This window comes from Edaphobacter dinghuensis, from assembly GCF_014640335.1.
Lineage (GTDB): Bacteria > Acidobacteriota > Terriglobia > Terriglobales > Acidobacteriaceae > Edaphobacter > Edaphobacter dinghuensis.
The window spans coordinates 1,031,858-1,050,714 of the sequence record NZ_BMGT01000003.1; the positions used below are offsets into that span (position 1 = coordinate 1,031,858).

General features: G+C 51.7%; 13 protein-coding genes and 1 tRNA gene. 11 read left to right on the forward strand and 3 right to left on the reverse strand.

Features of this window, described 5'->3' with window-relative positions; genetic code table 11:
- Window positions 1-40 precede the first annotated feature (40 nt).
- The 4 genes from IEW09_RS16080 (at window position 41) to IEW09_RS16095 (ending at window position 5,820) form a co-directional block, all read left to right on the forward strand.
- On the forward strand, window positions 41-964 hold the full coding sequence (locus IEW09_RS16080) for a class I SAM-dependent methyltransferase (RefSeq protein ID WP_229739377.1): 924 nt from the start codon (window positions 41-43) through the stop codon (window positions 962-964).
- Window positions 961-2,217: an amidohydrolase family protein gene (locus tag IEW09_RS16085; RefSeq protein ID WP_188555180.1), complete on the forward strand. Its 1,257-nt coding sequence runs from the start codon at window positions 961-963 to the stop codon at window positions 2,215-2,217. Before IEW09_RS16080 ends, IEW09_RS16085 begins: the two co-directional genes overlap by 4 nt.
- A gap of 128 nt (window positions 2,218-2,345) precedes the next feature.
- The gene (locus IEW09_RS16090) at window positions 2,346-3,650 is read left to right on the forward strand and encodes a glycosyltransferase (protein ID WP_188555181.1); all 1,305 of its coding nucleotides are present in this window, start codon (window positions 2,346-2,348) and stop codon (window positions 3,648-3,650) included.
- A gap of 235 nt (window positions 3,651-3,885) precedes the next feature.
- Window positions 3,886-5,820 (forward strand): glycosyltransferase 87 family protein, encoded by a 1,935-nt coding sequence (locus IEW09_RS16095; RefSeq protein WP_229739378.1) that lies wholly within the window; start codon window positions 3,886-3,888, stop codon window positions 5,818-5,820.
- 114 nt (window positions 5,821-5,934) lie between these two features.
- On the opposite strand, the gene IEW09_RS16100 is transcribed toward IEW09_RS16095, so the two are convergent.
- Window positions 5,935-7,020, reverse strand: coding sequence for an aldolase (locus tag IEW09_RS16100; protein ID WP_229739379.1), 1,086 nt, complete (start codon window positions 7,018-7,020; stop codon window positions 5,935-5,937).
- Between the two features lie 373 nt (window positions 7,021-7,393).
- Between IEW09_RS16100 and IEW09_RS16105 the strand changes: the two genes are divergently transcribed.
- The 6 genes from IEW09_RS16105 (at window position 7,394) to IEW09_RS16130 (ending at window position 16,846) form a co-directional block, all read left to right on the forward strand.
- Entirely contained in the window at window positions 7,394-10,342 is a 2,949-nt protein-coding gene (locus tag IEW09_RS16105; RefSeq protein WP_229739380.1) for an SLBB domain-containing protein, read from the forward strand.
- Window positions 10,343-10,606: 264 nt separating this feature from the next.
- Window positions 10,607-12,019, forward strand: a complete 1,413-nt coding sequence (locus tag IEW09_RS16110; protein ID WP_229739381.1) for a GumC family protein — start codon at window positions 10,607-10,609, stop codon at window positions 12,017-12,019.
- A gap of 105 nt (window positions 12,020-12,124) precedes the next feature.
- Entirely contained in the window at window positions 12,125-13,315 is a 1,191-nt protein-coding gene (locus tag IEW09_RS16115) for a glycosyltransferase family 4 protein (protein WP_188555183.1), read from the forward strand.
- Window positions 13,316-13,360: 45 nt separating this feature from the next.
- A complete protein-coding gene (locus IEW09_RS16120; RefSeq protein ID WP_188555184.1) occupies window positions 13,361-14,833 on the forward strand; it encodes an exopolysaccharide biosynthesis polyprenyl glycosylphosphotransferase in 1,473 nt (490 codons plus the stop codon).
- A 145-nt stretch (window positions 14,834-14,978) separates the two neighbouring features.
- Entirely contained in the window at window positions 14,979-16,055 is a 1,077-nt protein-coding gene (locus tag IEW09_RS16125; RefSeq protein ID WP_188555185.1) for an NAD-dependent epimerase/dehydratase family protein, read from the forward strand.
- On the forward strand, window positions 16,043-16,846 hold the full coding sequence (locus tag IEW09_RS16130; RefSeq protein WP_188555186.1) for a WecB/TagA/CpsF family glycosyltransferase: 804 nt from the start codon (window positions 16,043-16,045) through the stop codon (window positions 16,844-16,846). Before IEW09_RS16125 ends, IEW09_RS16130 begins: the two co-directional genes overlap by 13 nt.
- Window positions 16,847-16,974: 128 nt before the next feature.
- Here IEW09_RS16130 and IEW09_RS16135 read toward each other — a convergent pair.
- A tRNA-Gln gene (locus tag IEW09_RS16135) sits at window positions 16,975-17,048 on the reverse strand.
- Between the two features lie 103 nt (window positions 17,049-17,151).
- Between IEW09_RS16135 and IEW09_RS16140 the strand changes: the two genes are divergently transcribed.
- A complete protein-coding gene (locus IEW09_RS16140) occupies window positions 17,152-17,652 on the forward strand; it encodes a DUF1572 family protein (RefSeq protein ID WP_188555187.1) in 501 nt (166 codons plus the stop codon).
- Between the two features lie 5 nt (window positions 17,653-17,657).
- Here IEW09_RS16140 and IEW09_RS16145 read toward each other — a convergent pair whose 3' ends face one another.
- Window positions 17,658-18,851 carry a VWA domain-containing protein gene (locus IEW09_RS16145; protein WP_308420564.1) on the reverse strand — a complete coding sequence of 398 codons (1,194 nt, stop codon included), beginning with the start codon at window positions 18,849-18,851 and terminating at the stop codon, window positions 17,658-17,660.
- Window positions 18,852-18,857 lie beyond the last annotated feature (6 nt).

Here is an 18,857-nt window from a genome sequence, read left to right on the forward strand (position 1 = left end):
TTCACCCAGCACATTGTTGGCACATAGCATTGCCGGCGATATGGAGCATCTGGGAGTCCGTCTGCAATGTCCTTGTTGTCAGGCTGACTTAATTGGGTTCGATTGTTTCTCATGCCAGTTCCATCTCCAAAATATTAGCGGCATCTTAAATGCACTGCCGCCAGAGCGGGCGGATCATTATGCACGCTTCATAGAAGAGTATGAGGGAATACGGGCTGCAGAGGGCCGTGGCAATGAAAATGAATCTTTCTACCTCAGTCTCCCTTATGTTGATATTTCCGGAAGGAATCGCAAACAGTGGAGGATCAGAGCACGCAGCTATGACTATTTGATAGAGCACGTGCTAAAGCCGAACTTACCAGCGGAGGGTGGGCAGATTCTAGATATAGGGGCTGGAAATTGCTGGATGAGTTTCCGGCTGGCACTTGCAGGTTACCACCCAATTGCCTTAGATTTGCTCACCAATGATTCCGATGGCCTAGGAGCAGCAGAACACTATCGAGGATATTTGTCGAAACTTTTCCCGCGCTTCCGAGCGGAGCTTGCACATCTGCCGTTCCAGAATGAACAGTTTGACGCAATCATCTTTAATGCCTCATTTCACTACGCCGAGAACTATGAAACTGCCTTGTACGAAGCACTTCGATGCGTCAAAGCAGGCGGCATGGTAGTTATCAGCGATACGCCTTGCTATGCTCGCGAGGAAAGCGGCAAACAAATGGTTGCAGAACGCCAAGCCGATTTTCTACATCGCTATGGCACAGCATCGGACTCTATCAAGAGTCTCGAATACCTGACAGACGAGCGTCTACGGACGCTGGAAGAACGAATGTCAATTCGCTGGATCACCTATTCTCCCTGGTACGGTTTCAAGTGGTCTATGCGTCCACTTGTGGCAAAGTTGCGACATAGACGCGAGCCATCACGATTCCGCATCTATGTCGCACAGAAAGAGCCGAGATGAGTCTTTATGCAGTAGCTTCCGATAATGGCCATAATGAACAAGTAGTAGTTCATGGAGTTCGCTATGCCGAAGGACCTGAAGAAAGTAAATGCGGCTCCATAGAGATCACCGCCGGTTATATTAGTCGCATCCTGCGCTGCTCGGCGCTTTCATTAGAGGCTAAATCGGACAGCATCGGGATTGATCTCAGCGGATTCCTAGTCATGCCCGGCCTTATCAATGCTCACGACCACTTGGAGTTTGCTCTTTTCCCGCGTCTCGCCAATCCGCCTTATCGCAATTACATTGAATGGGGAGAGGACATACACGAAAAGTTTCCCGATGTTATAGCAAAGCATCGGGCGGTTCCAAAAAATTTGCGCGTATGGTGGGGCGGTATACGAAACCTGCTTTGCGGAGCTACAACAGTGAGTCATCACAATCCCCTTTGGCCAGAGATGCAAAGGGATGATTTTCCCGTGAGAGTCGTTCAGCAATATAGCTGGGCGCATTCGCCGGCACTTGGTGGTGATCTTCGTGCAGCGCATGCAGCCACGCGTGAAAGCAGTCCTTTTATTGTGCATGCTTGTGAAGGAGTGGATGAACTGGCACGGAAGGAGCTTTGGAGCCTTAATCGATCAGGACTTTTGGACGCCAGGACTGTAATTGTTCACGGCCTGGCTATTGACACTGCCGGAGTCGAACTTATGCGGAAGCGCAGAGTCTCGCTGATAGTTTGCCCCTCTTCAAACAATTTTCTTTTTGGCGAGCTTCCAGACATGGCACTTCTTGGCGGACTTGAAAATGTAGGTTTAGGCAATGACTCTCCGCTAACTGCGGAAGGAGATCTCTTGGATGAAATCCGATTTGCGATGCGTTCGTGCGGTATTGAGTCGCACACGGCTTATCATATGGTGACAAAATTTCCGGCTGCCATTCTTAAGTTGAAAGATGGTGAGGGCACAATAAAAGTGTCTGGGGTCGGAGATCTGATTGCCATTAAAGATAATGGCGGCAATGCCGCAGATAGATTGCGTACGCTTTCGATGACAGACGTAGAATTTGTAATGATCAAAGGTTGCGTACAGCTTGCTTCAGAGGTGATATTGGAGCGGCTTTCACCGCATACAAAACAAGGATTAGAACCTTTGTGTATCGACGGCACAATCCGGTGGTTGCGCGCACCAATAAAAGAGCGGTTGCAGAAGACGAAAGAGGCACTAGGTACAAGCGAGATATACCTGGGAAGTCGACAGGTCAGCACACCGGTATAGGAACGATGAAGGTTAGCCGCGTCAACTGGAAGTTAGTTTGTGAACTGTAGGGCCTCCTGAGATACCTCGCGGCACAATACATCCGACTTTTGAGATTGTCATTCCTCGTAGAGTAAGGAAAGCAAAACGTGTCACATTTTGGCGTATTGTCTTATAAAGGGACCGGCCATTTGAATCCTCTCATTAGCCTATCTAGGCAGTTGGTGGTTCGAGGGCATAGAGTGACCTTCTTCCATGATGCCGAACTGGAAGCCCGCATTCGCCCATACGGATTGGGGTTCTCCCCAATCGCCGCGATCAGCGACAGTATCGGAGAGAACACGTGGGCTAACCGACGGCAAAAGCCTTCTTCAGCCATTCCCATTTTGCTCTATCGGGTACGTCGGACCATCAACGATATGGAAAGATTCCTGCGTGGAGCCCCCCAAATACTCGCTCATGCGGGGGTTGATGCCCTCATTGTCGATGAGCTTTCATTCGCTGGACCAACAATAGCTGAGATCTTGCACTTGCCCTATTTTGTAATCTCGACTTCCGTACCTCATGATTTTGGGTGGTCTGCTCCCAGTCGAATTGCATCGCGGAAGTCCATTTTCACTCGAATACAGAACGCGCTGCTGGAGATCTCTGTGTTCCGAATGAAGGGACCCGTTCGTCGTAGGCTAGACAACTTCAGGCGGCAAGTTGGGCTCAGACCAATCCGGCAGATCAAACAAACGTTTCCCGAACTTGCACACATAACGCAATTACCGCAGTGCATGGATTTTCCACGGTCAGGGCTGCCTGCTACCTTCCATTACACCGGACCATTCGTAGACGAAGCCGCGAGAATTTCGATGAAGTTCTCGTGGGATCAACTTGATGGACGGCCAATTATTTATGCGTCTTTTGGGACGACTTTAAAGGGTGATCCGGTAATATTTCGCTTGATTGCCGAAGCCTGCGATGGGCTGGGCGTGCAGTTGGTGATCGCACTCGGCGGTCGTCGTGCTCCCGAGATGTTCCATGGTATGCCCGGAAAGCCTTTGATTGTGAAAGATGCTCCACAGCTCGAGATATTGAAGAGGGCAGAGATCGTAGTCACGCATGCCGGGGCAAACACCGTATTAGAAACTCTCATGCAGGGTAAGCCCATGATCGCTATCCCGAAAGAGTTTGATCAACCCGCAATCGCTGCACGTCTCGAGTGGTTGGGAGTCGCGATAGTGCTGCAATCCACAAAGCTTTCAGCGCAAGAAATCCGTTCAGCACTTGCAACTATACTCAGTGATCCGAGCTATCGGAGTGCAGCGAGAGGCATACAAGCCAAGATTTGCGCGGCACATGGACTAGAACGAGCCGCTGAGCTTATCGAGCAATCAATGGAACGTTATCGAGAAGGCTTCAAGCGTAGCTCCAAGGCGGAACCTATCACTTGGCGGGAAACAACTTGAAGACTGTCAAATGACAAGCTAATGACAATTCATACTTGAAATCCCGTGATGCTGAGATGTGGATATCAGGCAGAATCACGGCATCACTTGTTGGATAGAACGCGGAGTACTTTTCCTTTCCCTATGCTATATATGCGTTCATGTCATGCCGCGTGCCTGGAGTAGTTTGGTTACCGATTTCCCCAACTATTATATGTCTGCACGACTGGCCCATGAGCACTATGACACTTCGCGAATGTATGAATGGACCTGGCTTCAGCGTGAGAAGGACCAGCACGCCGTCGATGTTCGTGTCATCGGACTGGCGCCTATCACCCCATTCTCGACGTTGGCGATCTGGCCGTTGACAGTCTTTGCTCCGCTAACGGCTAAACATATTTGGATAGTGTTGAGCCTGACTCTCATCGTCCCGATAAGTTGGATGCTACGCTCGATGACTCATTTGAGTTATCAGCGAATAGCACTGGCTTTTTCACTGAGCATTCCCCTATACCGTAATCTCGAGTTCGGTCAGTTTTATGTGTTCTTATTACTGTTGATCGTTGCGGCGGCTTGGGCATACTTGCGAGGGTATCGCGCACTGGCAGGCTCGTTGGTGGCGGTCGCCGCGGCTTGCAAGATTTTTCCGGCCATCTTATTCGTCTTCTTCCTACAACGCAGAGACTGGCGTGCGCTAATATGGGGTGCAATTACGGGTATAGCTGCCGCCTGCATATCTATCGCTGTCTTTGGCTGGAATGTACATCGCACCTATCTGTTCGAAATTCTACCTTGGGCTCTACACGGCGAAGCCATGCCGCCGTATGTGCCATCTGCTTCCATTGCAGGTGTGCTGCATCGTTTATTCCTCTTTGAGCCGCAGTGGAACCCGCATCCTTGGCATTCTTCTCCGCTATGCTATGCACTGCTGCAGCCCGCATTGCAGATGCTGGTATTGGCGCCTGCAATTCTTCTTATCCGAAGATCAGATAGCAGCCAAAATCGTATATTGCTGGAGTGGTCTGCTCTGCTAACCGCGTCCCTTACCATCTCTACCATCCCTGCGTCGTATAACTTCGTGATCATGGTGCTCCCCATGTGCATGACAGCGATGGTGTTGCTCCGAGACCGGCGATATAGATGGCTGGCTGCGTTGTTTTCCGCTTATATCTGTATGGGGCTTCCGGTGCCCGTCCCACACAGTGCACTGGGATTAGAAATTCTATTGTATGAGCCCAGGCTCCCTTTGATGATCTGCATGCTGTCGGGAATATATGTTCTGCTATGGCGCGATGGCTCAGTTAGAATTCATGCGCGTGACAGGACTCGCTACGTATGGGCTGCAATCATGGCCACCTCTGTGATTCTCAGTTCACGCTCAGCTTTTCTTCGAGAACGTGCTGTGCGCGGTGAATATATGTACCGAGTGCCACTGCCGGCTCAGGGATTTCTCAATTCGAATCCACAATCTTCTGGAACAAGCATTCGCTTTATTGCATTCACCCTGTCTGGATATCATTTGATAACGACGAATAAGAATGCTGTGTCAAACGATCCGCCTGAAGATTCTCCCAATGATGAGCTTTCGTTCGCCAGCAGTTTCGGGCATGTCTGGGTAGAGCAAGGACTAAGCCCGCATTCGCGGATTGTAGAGATAGGAAAACATTCACGGCTTGCTATTAGCAATGCCCGTGAACCAATGCTCTCCTCTGACGGGCAGAACCTTGCTTTTATACACGACAATCAAGGCCGGGGGCGATTGATGATGCGGACTGCATTTCAATCCAGTGTCGCAAACGAAGTTGCGCTCACCCCTTATTCACTGAATGTATATGAGGCAAGTTTTCTTGCCGAAAGAGAATACGCCTTTGCCGCGGTAAATGGGATGCATTACCCACAAATTTTTCTGACCGATGCAACACACTTAAATGCCCCACTTGCGCTCGGCGAATCTCGCTACCCGGCGTTGTCACCCGATGGGCGCTGGATGGCTTACAGCCACTTCGAAGATGGCGTATGGAATCTATGGATTCGCGACCAGCAGACGGGCGTGACACGACGCATTGCCGATGAGCCATGCAATCAGATTCAGTCATCTTGGGAAAGTGATTCGAAAACGCTGCTCTACAGCACTGACTGCGGTCGAAGTCTTTGGTTCACCGCAGTATCGCGTCGACGAGTGATTCCATAATAGCGAGTTGTGTATCGAGCAAATGTTGAGATTGTGGTTCGCATTTCACTCCCTATGTGTAGGGTTGAAATGCCTCTTCCCATTACTAGTATGAATAGCTGATATATCAAGTGTTTACATCAGAAGGTCGAGTTTCTGTATCGCATCGTGTAGGTTGCGGTAATGTAACTCATAGGTGGGAACATCTGAGAGCGTCTGTAAAATCTTTTCGTGCTTCTCGCGAATTTCTCCTGCAGAGAAGAGCTCCTGGCAGGTACGTAATGTTGCTGTTCCGGCTGGTAATGTGACAAGTTTCCCATTTGCTAAGGGATAGCGGTTCAGATAGACAATCGAATGTACTTTGACTTCAGGTTTAGTACTGATATTCAAATCGTGAAGTTCAGCGATCTGCACTTCAATGGACGGTTTCCCCTCCATACGTGGTGTAACGTCCCGGTTCTCCAATTCCGGGAAAAGAGCTTTTGCTTCAGGACGGAAGCGGGCGCGATGAGAGTGTCCGATGACACGGGGATGATCCGAGTCATTGATCAAATAACAAGTATCATCCGACGTATAGACCCATCCTGCTCGTGCGCATGCATAAGCAAGAGTCGATTTGCCTGCACCCGAATTGCCGCAGAGCAGAATACCCTTTCCATTTTTGCTGATGCAGGCGGCGTGGATGTCGGTCACGACAGATGCCCCAAGTAATAGATACACAACCTTTTCGAGGAAGTTATATCGAAAGTAAAGCCTATTGCTCAGCGCAGTTTTCTTCAGCCAGATGAAGCTTGTGTAGGTCTTCAGATCGAGTAGGGCTTGGTTATCTCCATCAGCAACCAGAGAATATAAGTGGTTGTATTCACGCCGAGTGGGTTCGGGGAGACATTTTGAGTTGCCTCCGCTACTGATACCAATACGTACTTGCAGAGTGGTACTCCCTCGGCGTAGGCGCCTGTGTCCGAAACTTTCATTCGCTGCAACCAGGACATCTGGATCATTTGTCATAATCTCAACAGCGAATCCGAGCGGGTAGAAGGTTCGATGATACGGTAGCTCGAAATCGCAGAGAAGAGCATCCTGCGGCTTACCCGGTGGGGGTACTTTGTCTTTCTTCTGTGCTCTTGGCCGAACGCGTCTGCCACTCACACTCGAATGATCCTGCCTCCCGTTAATTGGGGCAACTGGCTCTGTCTGAACGGCCAAATCGATTGGCAACATAAGCACTCCGAATCTGAAAAGCTCTTCTGTAGCCCCGTACAGAAGAAAATAACTAGGTCAGAGTTTAGGAAACGGACCGCCCAAACTTGTCACCGCAGCGTAATGGAATTGTCACGGTTTTGGTCGGGTCACTTTGGGACAACGAGCATGCTGTGGCATCTTGTACCCCTTATGTTGGGTTGACTTCCTGGTGCAGAAGTTGTGACTTATCGTGGGTTTCATCGGGATAACAAAAGAATGACATTTCGCTGACGAACGCATGACACAGGTGTATCGGTCACTCTTCTACGGTCATAGACGAAGAACAACGCCTATGCCTCAATTAGCCAGCTTCGTCGTTTATCGAAACATTATTCCGAGTAGGCCACCGCATATGAGCATTGGCCCCATTTGCGTATCTCGAATATTCTGCTTCGTAGCGACATGGATACTGACACTAGCAACACCTATTGCTGTTCTTCCGGCATATGGTCAGGCAGCGATTCCAATTCCGCCGGCTTCGACACAATCTCAGACTAGTGGTGAGCCGGTGACAACGTCTCCCGATAGTGTCAGTTCGGAGTATGGCCAGCTGTCGGCAGGTCTTGCAGAGCAAATGCCTCAAACATCGCTTTCCGCTGACCAGATCATCAACATCCTGCAGCAAAGCCCCGATCTTGTCGTAGAGCTGAAGTCGGAGCTTGCCGATCGCATGCAACAGCAAGGCGTACAGATCAATCCAAATGATATCTCCGATCAGACGCTTTATAGCCAGATCTCCTCGAACTCCAACCTGCGTACGAGTATCACAAGTGTTATGCGTGCTCGCGGATATATATCCAACGACGACCTCCAATCTATGGGATCGAGCGTTCCAGAGGAAGATTCCGCAAGACTTTTGCCCTCGACGGGTTCTTCATTATCGCGAGGAGACAATGTCGTTGAGGCAGACTCTGGCACGAGCGAAAGATCGTCACGTGTTGGAGAAAATGACAATTCAACAAACGCGGATCCATTCATGCGTTCTGATCGCAGTCGGCAGAGCGTCGAAGAAAATTCTCGGCGGCATGAGAAAGTAAATGCATCGACTGACTCGCCGAAGGTACTTCGGCGCTCTGCTCCTTATGATCTGCAGTCGATGCGCGATCTCTATACGCAGGTTCCCAACGAAAATACCCAGCTAAGGCGTTTCGGATCGGATGTATTCGTTAATCGCAGTGTTTCTGCGGCTGTAAACACTCCTCTTGATGTGCCATTGGGGCCGGACTATATCGTTGGTGCTGGAGATGCGCTCATAATCAATTTGTGGGGAGGAGTTACTCAAAGCATTACTCGTACTGTCGATCGTGATGGTAGCATCTTTCTTCTTGACGCGGGATCTATTCAAATTGCGGGACTGTCTCTCGGGAAGGCTCAGGACCTGATTGGCAGTAAGCTCAAGCAGCAATTTCGTAATGCACAGGTTTCGGTTACCATTTCGCGCCTACGTTCAGTACGAGTCTATGTGGTCGGTGATGTGCAACAGCCTGGTGGGTACGATATCAGCGCGCTTGCCACTCCCTTGAGTGCACTCTACGCTGCTGGGGGCCCTACATCGGTTGGATCGCTACGTACTCTGCTCCATTATCGCGCTAAGCAGCTGGTTGAAAAAATCGATCTCTACGATTTCCTGCTTCATGGCATTCGCAACGGCAGCGCTCCTTTTGAGAGCGGGGACACGCTGCTGGTCCCGCCCGCAGGGAAGCAGGTCGCAATATTTGGCGCGATTAAACGCCCGGCAATCTATGAGCTCAAGGCAGAGGAGACAACGCTCGCTTCTGTCGTCGAGGATGCTGGTGGATTTACTGCTGCTGCTTCGCTTAACCACATTAGGATCGAACGGATTGACGCCCACAGTCAACGCGTGACAGTAACTCTGTCCGATCACGACACCCAAAGTCTCGAGTCTGCTGGAGGGGTAATCGACAATTTCAAGGTCGAAGACGGAGATCGAATTCGCATTGAGCCGATCCTGCCCTACAGCCAGCAAGCAATTTATCTTGCGGGCCATGTAGTGCGTCCTGGACGCCTGCCCTATAGCGATGGTATGCGCCTCAGCGATGTACTCCGCAGCTATCAGGACATGTTGCCTGAACCTGCGGCTCACGGAGAGCTTGTCCGGCTTGTTCCGCCCGATTTGCATGCGGAGACCATCGACTTCAACGTTCCCGATGTGATGATCGGAAACGCCAACATTGATCTACGTCCGTTCGATACCATTCGAATCTTCGGACGTTACGAAATAGATGCTCCGAAGGTTACGATCCGTGGTGAAGTGCTTCGGCCCGGCACGTATCCGATGTCCAAAGGTATGACAGCCGCGGGACTCGTCCGCATGGCTGGCGGTTTCAAGAGAGATGCTCTGCTGGAAAATGCCGATCTCACAAGCTATAAGGTGAGCAACGGAAATCATCTTGTCGAAGATCTTTCGACAGTGAAAATTGGAGCAGCAGTTGCTGGTGCCGACACTCAAGCTGATGTTCCTCTCAAGCCAGGAGATATTCTCGCAATTCATCAGATCACCAGTTGGAATGACATGGGTGAATCGATAAGCATCTCGGGACAGGTCAGATTTCCAGGTAGCTATGGATTTACAGATGGCGAGCATCTTAGCTCGGTTTTGCGGAGAGCCGGAGGCCTTCTTTCTACTGCATACCCAATAGGTGCGGTCTTTACTCGCGTACAGGTCCGCGAGCTTGAGCAGAAAAGCCGCGAAGAGTTGATTCGGCAGATCGAGACGAACTCAGCGGCAGCGCGCCTTTCTCCTAGTCTGGCAGGCAGCAACGCAGGCGGAGAGCTGCAACTTATCAAGGCCCAGCAGGAGCAGGTACTTTCAGATCTGAAAAATCACGCGCCTACGGGGCGCATGGTGATTCACATTAACGCCGACATCGATAGCTGGGCGAATACGCCTGCGGACATTGAGCTGCGCCGGGGAGACAAGCTGATGATTCCGAAACGGCCCGGCTTCGTACTCGTAACTGGCCAAGTCTACAACGTAACTGCTCTCACTTATGCACCGGATAAAACTGCCGGTTGGTATCTCAGCCGCGCTGGTGGAACCAATGCAACGGCGAACCGAAAAGAAATATTCATTATTCGCGCGAACGGCTCGGTCGTTGGTCGACACTCGGGAGGATGGTTTGACACTGACGTTCTTTCAACGAAGCTCAATCCAGGTGATGTCGTCGTCGTTCCGCAAAAGATCCTCGGCGGCTCGTTGTTCTGGAAAACCTTATTGAGTAGCGGACAACTTGCCGCATCTGTTGCGGTTACTGCTGCTGTGGCCGCAGCGGCGCTGTAGGCATGCTTTCATGTCAAAGATTTTCTCACTGCTTGTGATGTGTTTCATAATGACTCTTTCTCTTCATGCCGCAGCTTTCTCCAATCCGCAGGACGGAGCACGGGCTAGTGCATCCAACATGGCGTCGACATATGTACCGATTGAGAGCTGGGTTTACCCTGCATTCGAGCAGCTCGCCGCCGAAGGCTATCTTTCAGCCGCTTTCTTTAGTCTGCGTCCCTGGACCCGAATGGATTGTGCACGTCTGGAAAAGCAGACGGAGTGGTGGCGCTTTCCGTTGCTATCCACAACAACGCAGCACAATGCAGTGTTTATTTTTCAGCTTTCTTATCGGCCGGTTGGGAGGGTAAGACAATGATTCCCAACTCAGTCCTTCCAATCCCCGAACTGGATGAGACAATGCAGATCGGTCATGAGCCAATCTGGGCAATTCGCGCCATGTTGCTCTGGAAGCATCGCCGTAAGTTAGCACATGTTACAGCAATTTCTCTGCTGGTAAGTCTTGCCGTCTCGTTTTCCATTCCCAAGCAATACAAGTCCACCACGAGCATCATGCCACCCGATCAGCAAGGATCAAGCGCTATGCTTTTGGCCGCGCTTGCGGGTCATTCAGGTGGTTTGGGGGCATTGGGTAGTCTGGCGAGCGGGCTTTTTGGGGCACACTCCTCCACTGCCTTGTTCATTAACTTGTTGCAGAGTGGAACTGTCAGTGATCACCTCATTGACCGATTCAACCTGCAACACGTTTACCACAAGCACTATCGCATTGATACGGCCAAGCACCTTGCGCGATGCACCAAGATTACGGAGGACAAGAAGAGTGGCGTAATCACGATTGCAGTGGAAGACATAAATCGGGTGCGTGCTCGTGATTTGGCGCAGGCATATCTCGACGAATTGAACAACCTCGTCACAAAGACAAATACTTCGGCAGCCCATCAGGAGCGTATCTTCGTCGAGCGGCGTCTGCATGAGGTTCAAACGAATCTTGAAGATGCAGAAATGCAACTAAGCCAGTTTTCGACCAAGAGCAACGCTATCGACATTAAGGAGCAGACACGCGCTATGGTCGATGCCGGCGCGCGAGTCCAGGCGGAACTCCTGGTTGAACAGTCAGGTCTCCAGTCTCTACGCCAGATTTATGGCGATAGCAATATCCGGGTGCGCGAAGCAGAGGCCCGTATTGCCAGCCTGCAAGGCGAGCTTACGAAAATGACAGGGTCTTCGGCTCCCCTGACCGCAGAAGCAATTCATGACGACAACACGAACTCCATTGGCAGCAACGATAAGGGCGAACTTTATCCTCCCTTGCGTCAGCTTCCGCGGCTTGCCGTCTCATATACCGACCTCTATCGTCGTGTGAAAGTACAAGAGAGCGTATTTGAGCTTCTCACACAGCAATATGAAATGGCCCGTATCGAGGAAGCCAAAGATGTTCCGGTTGTGAGTGTAATTGATCCGCCGGGGATACCCGAGAAGAAGTCGTTCCCCCCCCACTTGCTGATCACTCTGCTGCTTACATTTCTCTCGTTCACGGTTGCATCTGCTCTAATCCTCATGCGTGATAACTGGGAGAAGGTCGACCCTGCCGATCCACGCAAGATGCTCGCAGTTGAGGTCTTACCTGTATTGCGTCGGCGGATTCGCCTCCTTCGCCTGAAGCGAGGTTTCGAATGAAAACACGCTTGACGAAGGTTATCTATGACGTTCAAGGCCAGGCTCCTATCGGATCAGGAACCATCGACGTTGCTGCCCTTATGAAGCGCAGGAGGAATCGCTATCATGAAGATCCTCATTAGTGCTGCTTCATATGCTTCGAATATCTCCGGCATACAGCGCCACGCTTGCAATGTCGTGCGCTGTCTGTTGCAGCAGCCAGAGGTGTCCTTTGTCCATCTTGTTATCGCGCCTTGGCAGCGCAAGCTGACGCAGGACGCCGGCATCAAATCTGATCTCCGACTTTCAACACATATTGCCGATATGGAGCCAGGTTCGCTCAGTCGAAATTTGTGGCACTACCGGATACTTCCAGAGCTTGCGGCTCACTTGGAAGTTGATTTGGTCCATCTCACCTATCCTGTGCCCGTGAATGCTGCCGCATTTAGATGCCCAACAGTGGTAACGCTGCACGATATGTACCCCTATGAGATTCCCAAAAACTTTGGGTTCCCTAAGTTCATCTTCAATCGCTTAGTCTTAAAGCAATGTCTTCGCAACGTCGACGTCATTGCCTGCGTCTCCGACGCTACGCGTAACCGCTTAAAGCAGTACTCATCAGTTCGCATATGGCATAAAGCGATTCGGATCTATAACTGCGTCGAAGCGCAGCCGCATTGCACCACGCAGTCGCCTCTTCCAAATTGGCAGGGTGAGCCATTTCTGCTCTGCGTTGCACAGCATCGCCACAATAAGAACCTTCCTCTATTGATCCGAATCTTCGATCGACTACTGCGCTCTGGACATGTTGGTTCGAATGTGAGGCTTGTCATTCTGGGAATTACTGCGCAAGATACTCGCAATATTCACAGAACCGTGGCAAGTCTGGATCTTGGCAGGAGCATTTGCTTTCTTGAAGGGCTGTCCGAGTCAGAACTGCAGTGGTGCTATACCCAATGCGAAGCGGTTGTAGCTCCCTCCTTGACTGAAGGCTTCGGGCTTCCAGTTGCTGAAGCGCTTCTTGTTGGATGCCGGATTGTATGTTCGGACATACCAGCGCATCGGGAAGTTGGAGATGGAAGATGCCGGTTTGTGGCATTAGGACAAGACGCCGAGAAAGCATTTGCAGAAGCGCTTGTGAAAGTTCTTAAAGAACCCAAGAGTCCGCCTGCGGCTCTTCCTCAGTTCTCCATGCCGACCCTTGCGAGGCAATACATCAGTCTCTATCGCAAGCTAATTTCTTCCTCTGTTCCCGAGGAGAATGCGAACGCTTCCATTTCAATCAACGAGACGATGTCAGAGAGACAACCCCTATGACAGTTATCAACCGCATATCCGCGCTGTCCTGTCGAGAGGAGAAACATGGGCGCATCTGAATCTGTGACATCGCGTCTCTATGCAGAAACTCTCGCAGCTTCCGGCAGGGAATTGCGTGCAACCTTAAGATACCTGTTCCAGAACACTCTGGCAGCGATAGAGATGGCGTCCGACTTTTTAACATGCATCGTCGGCATCCTCGCGGCTTACTTTTTTGAGTCCTCGCTATATGTCGGAAGACAACTTCCATATCCCATACGCGAAGCCGCGGCAGTGAGTCTTAGCGTATCTCTATTCTCGGTGCTTCTTCTGCACCGGGACGGAGCGTATCGCGGGAGTGGTGGCCTGCTCCAGATTAGGGAAACGGAACGCGCAATTCGCGTCCCCGTGCAATCCGTACTCATCATGCTTCCATTCAGCCTTCTTCTGAATCTTAAGTTCTCCTGGTTGGATTTCACCATTGCACTTGTTCTGATACCAGTCTTACTTATCTTGCAGAAACATGCATTCGCTGCAGTGATCAGCGTACTCCGTGTAAGAGGACGCGGCACAGATCGAGTGATTGTGTACGGAATAGGTGAGACAGGGAAGCGCGTTCTTTCGGCTCTTTCTTGTTCGTTCCGGCTCGGGCTCTACCCGGTAGCTATGATCGATGATAACCCCGTACTTGACGGAGAATGGATGTCCGAGATGGGATATCGACGACGACGTTCTGTTCCGGTTCAGCGTGGGCCGATCACATCTGCGTTGCTAACCTCGTGTCAGTGCAGCACCCTCATTGTCGTGCTTCCGAACCTCTCCTCAGAGCAAATTGCCGCAGCCGCCGATGCTGCGATCCAAGCTGGATCTCGGGTTTTCTTCCTTTCCGCTACTGAACTTCGGGAACAGAAATGGACGGAGTCGATTGACGTCGACGGCTTATTGCTTACTCCTATGCTTGAGTCGTTCGAGCGTTGGCCCTACTCGGTTGCGAAACGCATAGTCGATCTCATTGGAGCCTCGCTGTTATTGGTATTGTTGGCTCCTCTGTTCTTCCTCATCGCGTTTTTCATAAAGCTCGACTCGAGCGGCTCAGCGTTTTTCGTTCAGGACAGAGTAGGCCGCAACGGAGAGCTCTTCAAAATGTACAAATTTCGTTCGATGTACAAGGGTACACCGCAATATGAGCTTTCCCCGACCACACCATTCGATCCCCGAATCACCAGGATCGGAAGGTTCCTTAGAAAGACCAGCCTGGATGAATTGCCTCAACTGATGAATGTCTTTTTGGGGGATATGTCTTTGGTGGGACCTAGGCCGGAGATGCCCTTCATCGTGCAGATCTATACCTCCGAGCAGCGGCAGAGACTTCAGGTCGTTCCCGGAATTACCGGCCTATGGCAGCTGAGCGCCGACAGAGCCTTCCTGATCCACGAAAACATTCAGTATGACCTCTACTACATCCGAAACCGCGGCTTCTTTATGGATATTGCGATTCTGATTCACACGTTGTTCTTTACCATGCGGAGAGGCGTATGACTCACTCCACTTCGAATGCGCAACAGTACTGGTTGCCAACTCCGGTCCGATATAACAAACCCGAAGATTGCCATCCTGAATATTGCCTACCGGACTTTCGCTATTCAGTAACGGTCACTCAACATTTTTGTCTTCGGAGAAATCAATGAGCGTCGCAATCATAACGGGCTCGTCTGGATTAGTTGGATCGGAGGCGGTGACGTACTTTGCAGCTCTGGGATTCGACATAGTAGGAATCGACAATGGCATGCGCGAGGTATTTTTTGGCCAATCCGCTTCCACGCGGTGGATGATGGAAAAGCTAAAGAAAGAATTGCGTGGCTATACGCATTACGATCTGGACATACGCGACGCGCCTGCCATGAACCGTGTCTTCGCCAGGTATTCTGCCGACATCCAACTGGTCATACATACCGCTGCACAGCCGTCGCACGACTGGGCGGCCAACGATCCTGTCACCGACTTTACTGTAAATGCGAACGGCACGTCCATTTTGCTTGAGGCCGCGAGGAATCATGCCCCCGAAGCGGTGTTCATCTTCATGTCAACGAATAAAGTTTATGGAGATCGCCCCAATCGTTTGCCCCTCGTGGAATTGGACACTCGTTGGGAGATTGATCCGGCACATGAATATGTTGATGGAATCCCTGAGACCATGTCGATCGATGGAACGCTGCATAGTCTATTCGGCGCATCGAAGGTTGCCGCAGACACGTTAGTTCAGGAATATGGCCGGTACTTTGGCATGAGAACGGCATGCTTTCGCGGAGGATGTCTGACTGGGCCAAATCACTCGGGGACCCAACTCCACGGGTTTCTGGCTTATCTCATGAAGTGCACTGTTATGGGCACGCCGTACACAATCTTCGGCTACAAGCAAAAGCAGGTTCGCGACAATATCCATAGCGCCGATCTGATTCAGGCATTCCATCATTTCTTTCTGAACCCGCGATGCGGAGCGACTTACAACATCGGTGGCGGCCGCTATAGCAACTGTTCGATGCTGGAAGCCGTAAAGCTCTGCGAAACAATTTGCGGCAACAAGCTCAATTACACCTATGTCGATGAGAATCGTCGGGGAGATCACATCTGGTGGATTAGCGATCTGTCTCGTTTCAAAGCTGATTATCCAGGCTGGTCCTTGCGCTACGACGTTCCGGAAATTCTGCATCAGATTTACGAATTGAACGCAGAGCGCTGGGGGGCTGGATGCTTAATCTAGGAAAGAAAAATGTCCTCGGGATATTGATCGATGCGGTGGACTACGAAGCGGTCATCTCTTTCGTGTTCGAGTGCGCTAGGCAAAAGCGCGGAGCGATGATTTCCGCTCTTGCCGTTCACGGAGTGATGACGGGCGTCTTAGACCCGGAGCACAAGTTTCGCTTGAATCGCTTTGACTTGCTTGTCCCCGACGGTCAACCCGTCCGCTGGGTCATGAATTGGCTATACGGGACTAAGCTACTCGACCGAGTCTATGGGCCTGAACTCATGCGAAAAATCTGCGAGCGAGCAACGAGCGAAGGCACTTCAATTTACCTGTATGGCAGTACAAAACTCGTTGTCACATCGCTGGCCGAATCACTCGCAAGAATGTTCCCGGAGATCAACATTGTTGGTAGCGAACCATCAGCATTTCGCAAGCTGAATCCGGATGAAAAAGCTTCCCTCCAACAGCGGATCCAGTCATCGGGGGCATCCATCATCTTTGTTGGACTTGGTTGTCCTCGCCAGGAAATTTTCACCTACGAATTAGGCGGCACTCTCTCCGCTCCCGTATTAGCTGTCGGCGCCGCCTTCCCGCTCTTAGCCGGAATATTGCCCCAGGCCCCTCCGTGGATGCAGCGCTTTGGTTTGGAATGGCTGTTCCGTCTTCTTGCCGAACCGCGTCGATTGTGGCGCCGGTATCTTTATCTGAATCCTGCATATCTCATTCTTGTGGCGTTGCAAGGATTCGGAGTACGGCGCTTTTCGTCTCAAGGTAGCCCACCAGTCAATGATGTTTTGGTTGGTTAGCCTGTCTACTCAGATGTGCTCGAGAATAGTCAACACTCGCCCACGAACTGGAGAGGATGGAATCTACGCCTTGGTTTTATCGGAGAGGCATTCGGCAAGTGGAGCTCTAAAGAGCCGACTTATAGTTTTGGTTGCCCCCCAGGGATTCGAACCCCGATTGGCCGAGTCAGAGTCGGCAGTCCTACCATTGAACGAGGGGGCAACAGATTGATGTGGCGCCGCGAACCAGTGCTCGCTGACTGCCTTTTTAGAGTGTACGGTGACACTCGATTCTGGTCAATGTCTGCGTGCACTAGAATGCGAAGATGGACAACAAGATCGCTGAAACCTTCCTCGATTTTTCCTGTCGCCGGCTGGACATGATTGTAACCAACATGAAGTTCTGCCTCGGAAAACTTACCGATGAGCAGATCTGGTCCCGCGGTGGTCCTCATGAAAACGCCGTAGGCAATATCGTCCTTCATCTCTGCGGAAATATTCGGCAGTGGGCGATCCACGGAGTCAGTGGCGCAAAGGATGTTCGTGTTCGCGAGGCTGAGTTCAGTGCCGACGGCGGCCTCACCGGAGCACAGCTATCCACGATGTTTGCGGATACCATCGCCGAAGCGCGCCACATCATCGCAACCCTGCCGCCCGAGCGCCTCACCGATCGCACCGCACCGCAGCCCGGTCGTCCCGAAGTCAGCGTGCTCGAAGCCATCTATCAGGTGGTCGCGCACGCCCACGAGCATACCGGCCAGGTCATTCTTGTCACCAAGCAGATGATCGCCACCGATCTCGATCTGACGACGCCCCGACCTCGTTAGCGCAGCTATTCGACAGGCAGTTTAGCTCTGTAACCATCGCGGGTGATGATCGAGTACTTCAGTGGTTTGCCCTTCTCGTCCTGCATCCGCAGGGGATGCCCCTCGTTGTCGACCAGCAGCACCTGAATCTTGCGATACGAGCCGTCGTTCTTCGTATTGGTAGGCCGATAGGTCAAAACGTACTGGTTGCGAATCGAGTTGTTGATCTGCGAAAAGATGTCGGGAAGCTCGCCCTGAAAGACCGGGCTGAAGCTCAACCCTCCGGTCATGGCGGCAAAGGTCTTTAGCTGATTCTGCGCCTGTAGATAGTTCAGGTCTGCCATGCCGCCTCCCATCCCTCCACGGCCTCCACGCAGCTCGTTGAGCAGCGCACCGGTGCCGATCGAAAAGATAGTGACATTCGGTGTGGCCTTCACCTTGGCCAGAATCTTGTCCAGCGTCAGCTTAGAGAAGGTGTCGCGCCCGCTGCCGATCAGGATGATGTACTTTCGTCCTTCCACGCGGCTCAACCGGTCGAGCGTCTCATACAGCGCGTCGAACATGTCGGTATCCGAGAAGCCCGGAATCGTCAGCGACTGTAACGCCTGCGCAATCAGATCTCTATTATTGGTGAAGTCGGTGAGGATGTGCGTGTGCAGATCATAGGTGACCACGGCAACGTAGTCGTCCGGACGCAGCGTACGAAAGAAGCTGTACGACGCGTTCTGCATGTCGTTGATCAGATAGTAGCTGTTGGCGGCAAACTCCAGCAGCATCACGGCAGTGATCGGCGTCTGCGTCATGCGAACGCTCGTGATCGTCTGCGGCACGCCGTCTTCAAGCACAAGAAAGTTACCGGCCTTCAGCCCCGGAACGAACTGGTGGGTCTTATCGAGGATGACGTTGACGTTCAGGTTGACGATCGGTACATCGACACGCAACGAAAACGTCTCGTTATCAGGATTCTTGACGGTAGGCTCTGCGGGCGCAGGCGGCGGAGGAGGTTCGTTGTCCTCAGGCTTCTTACGAATGACGAGCGGCCCGTTGTCGGTCTGTGGCCCGCTTTCATCGGTGTTCTGGTCAGGCTTTGTCTGCTGCGCCGGAGGAGTCTGCGCGGCTGGGGCGCTCTGTGCCTGGATCGTCGGAGTCGGCGTCGCGAATAGGAGTGCGGCAAGGGCTAGCAGAGTGGCCGGAAGTCGGAAGCTCATCATCACGCTCATTATGGA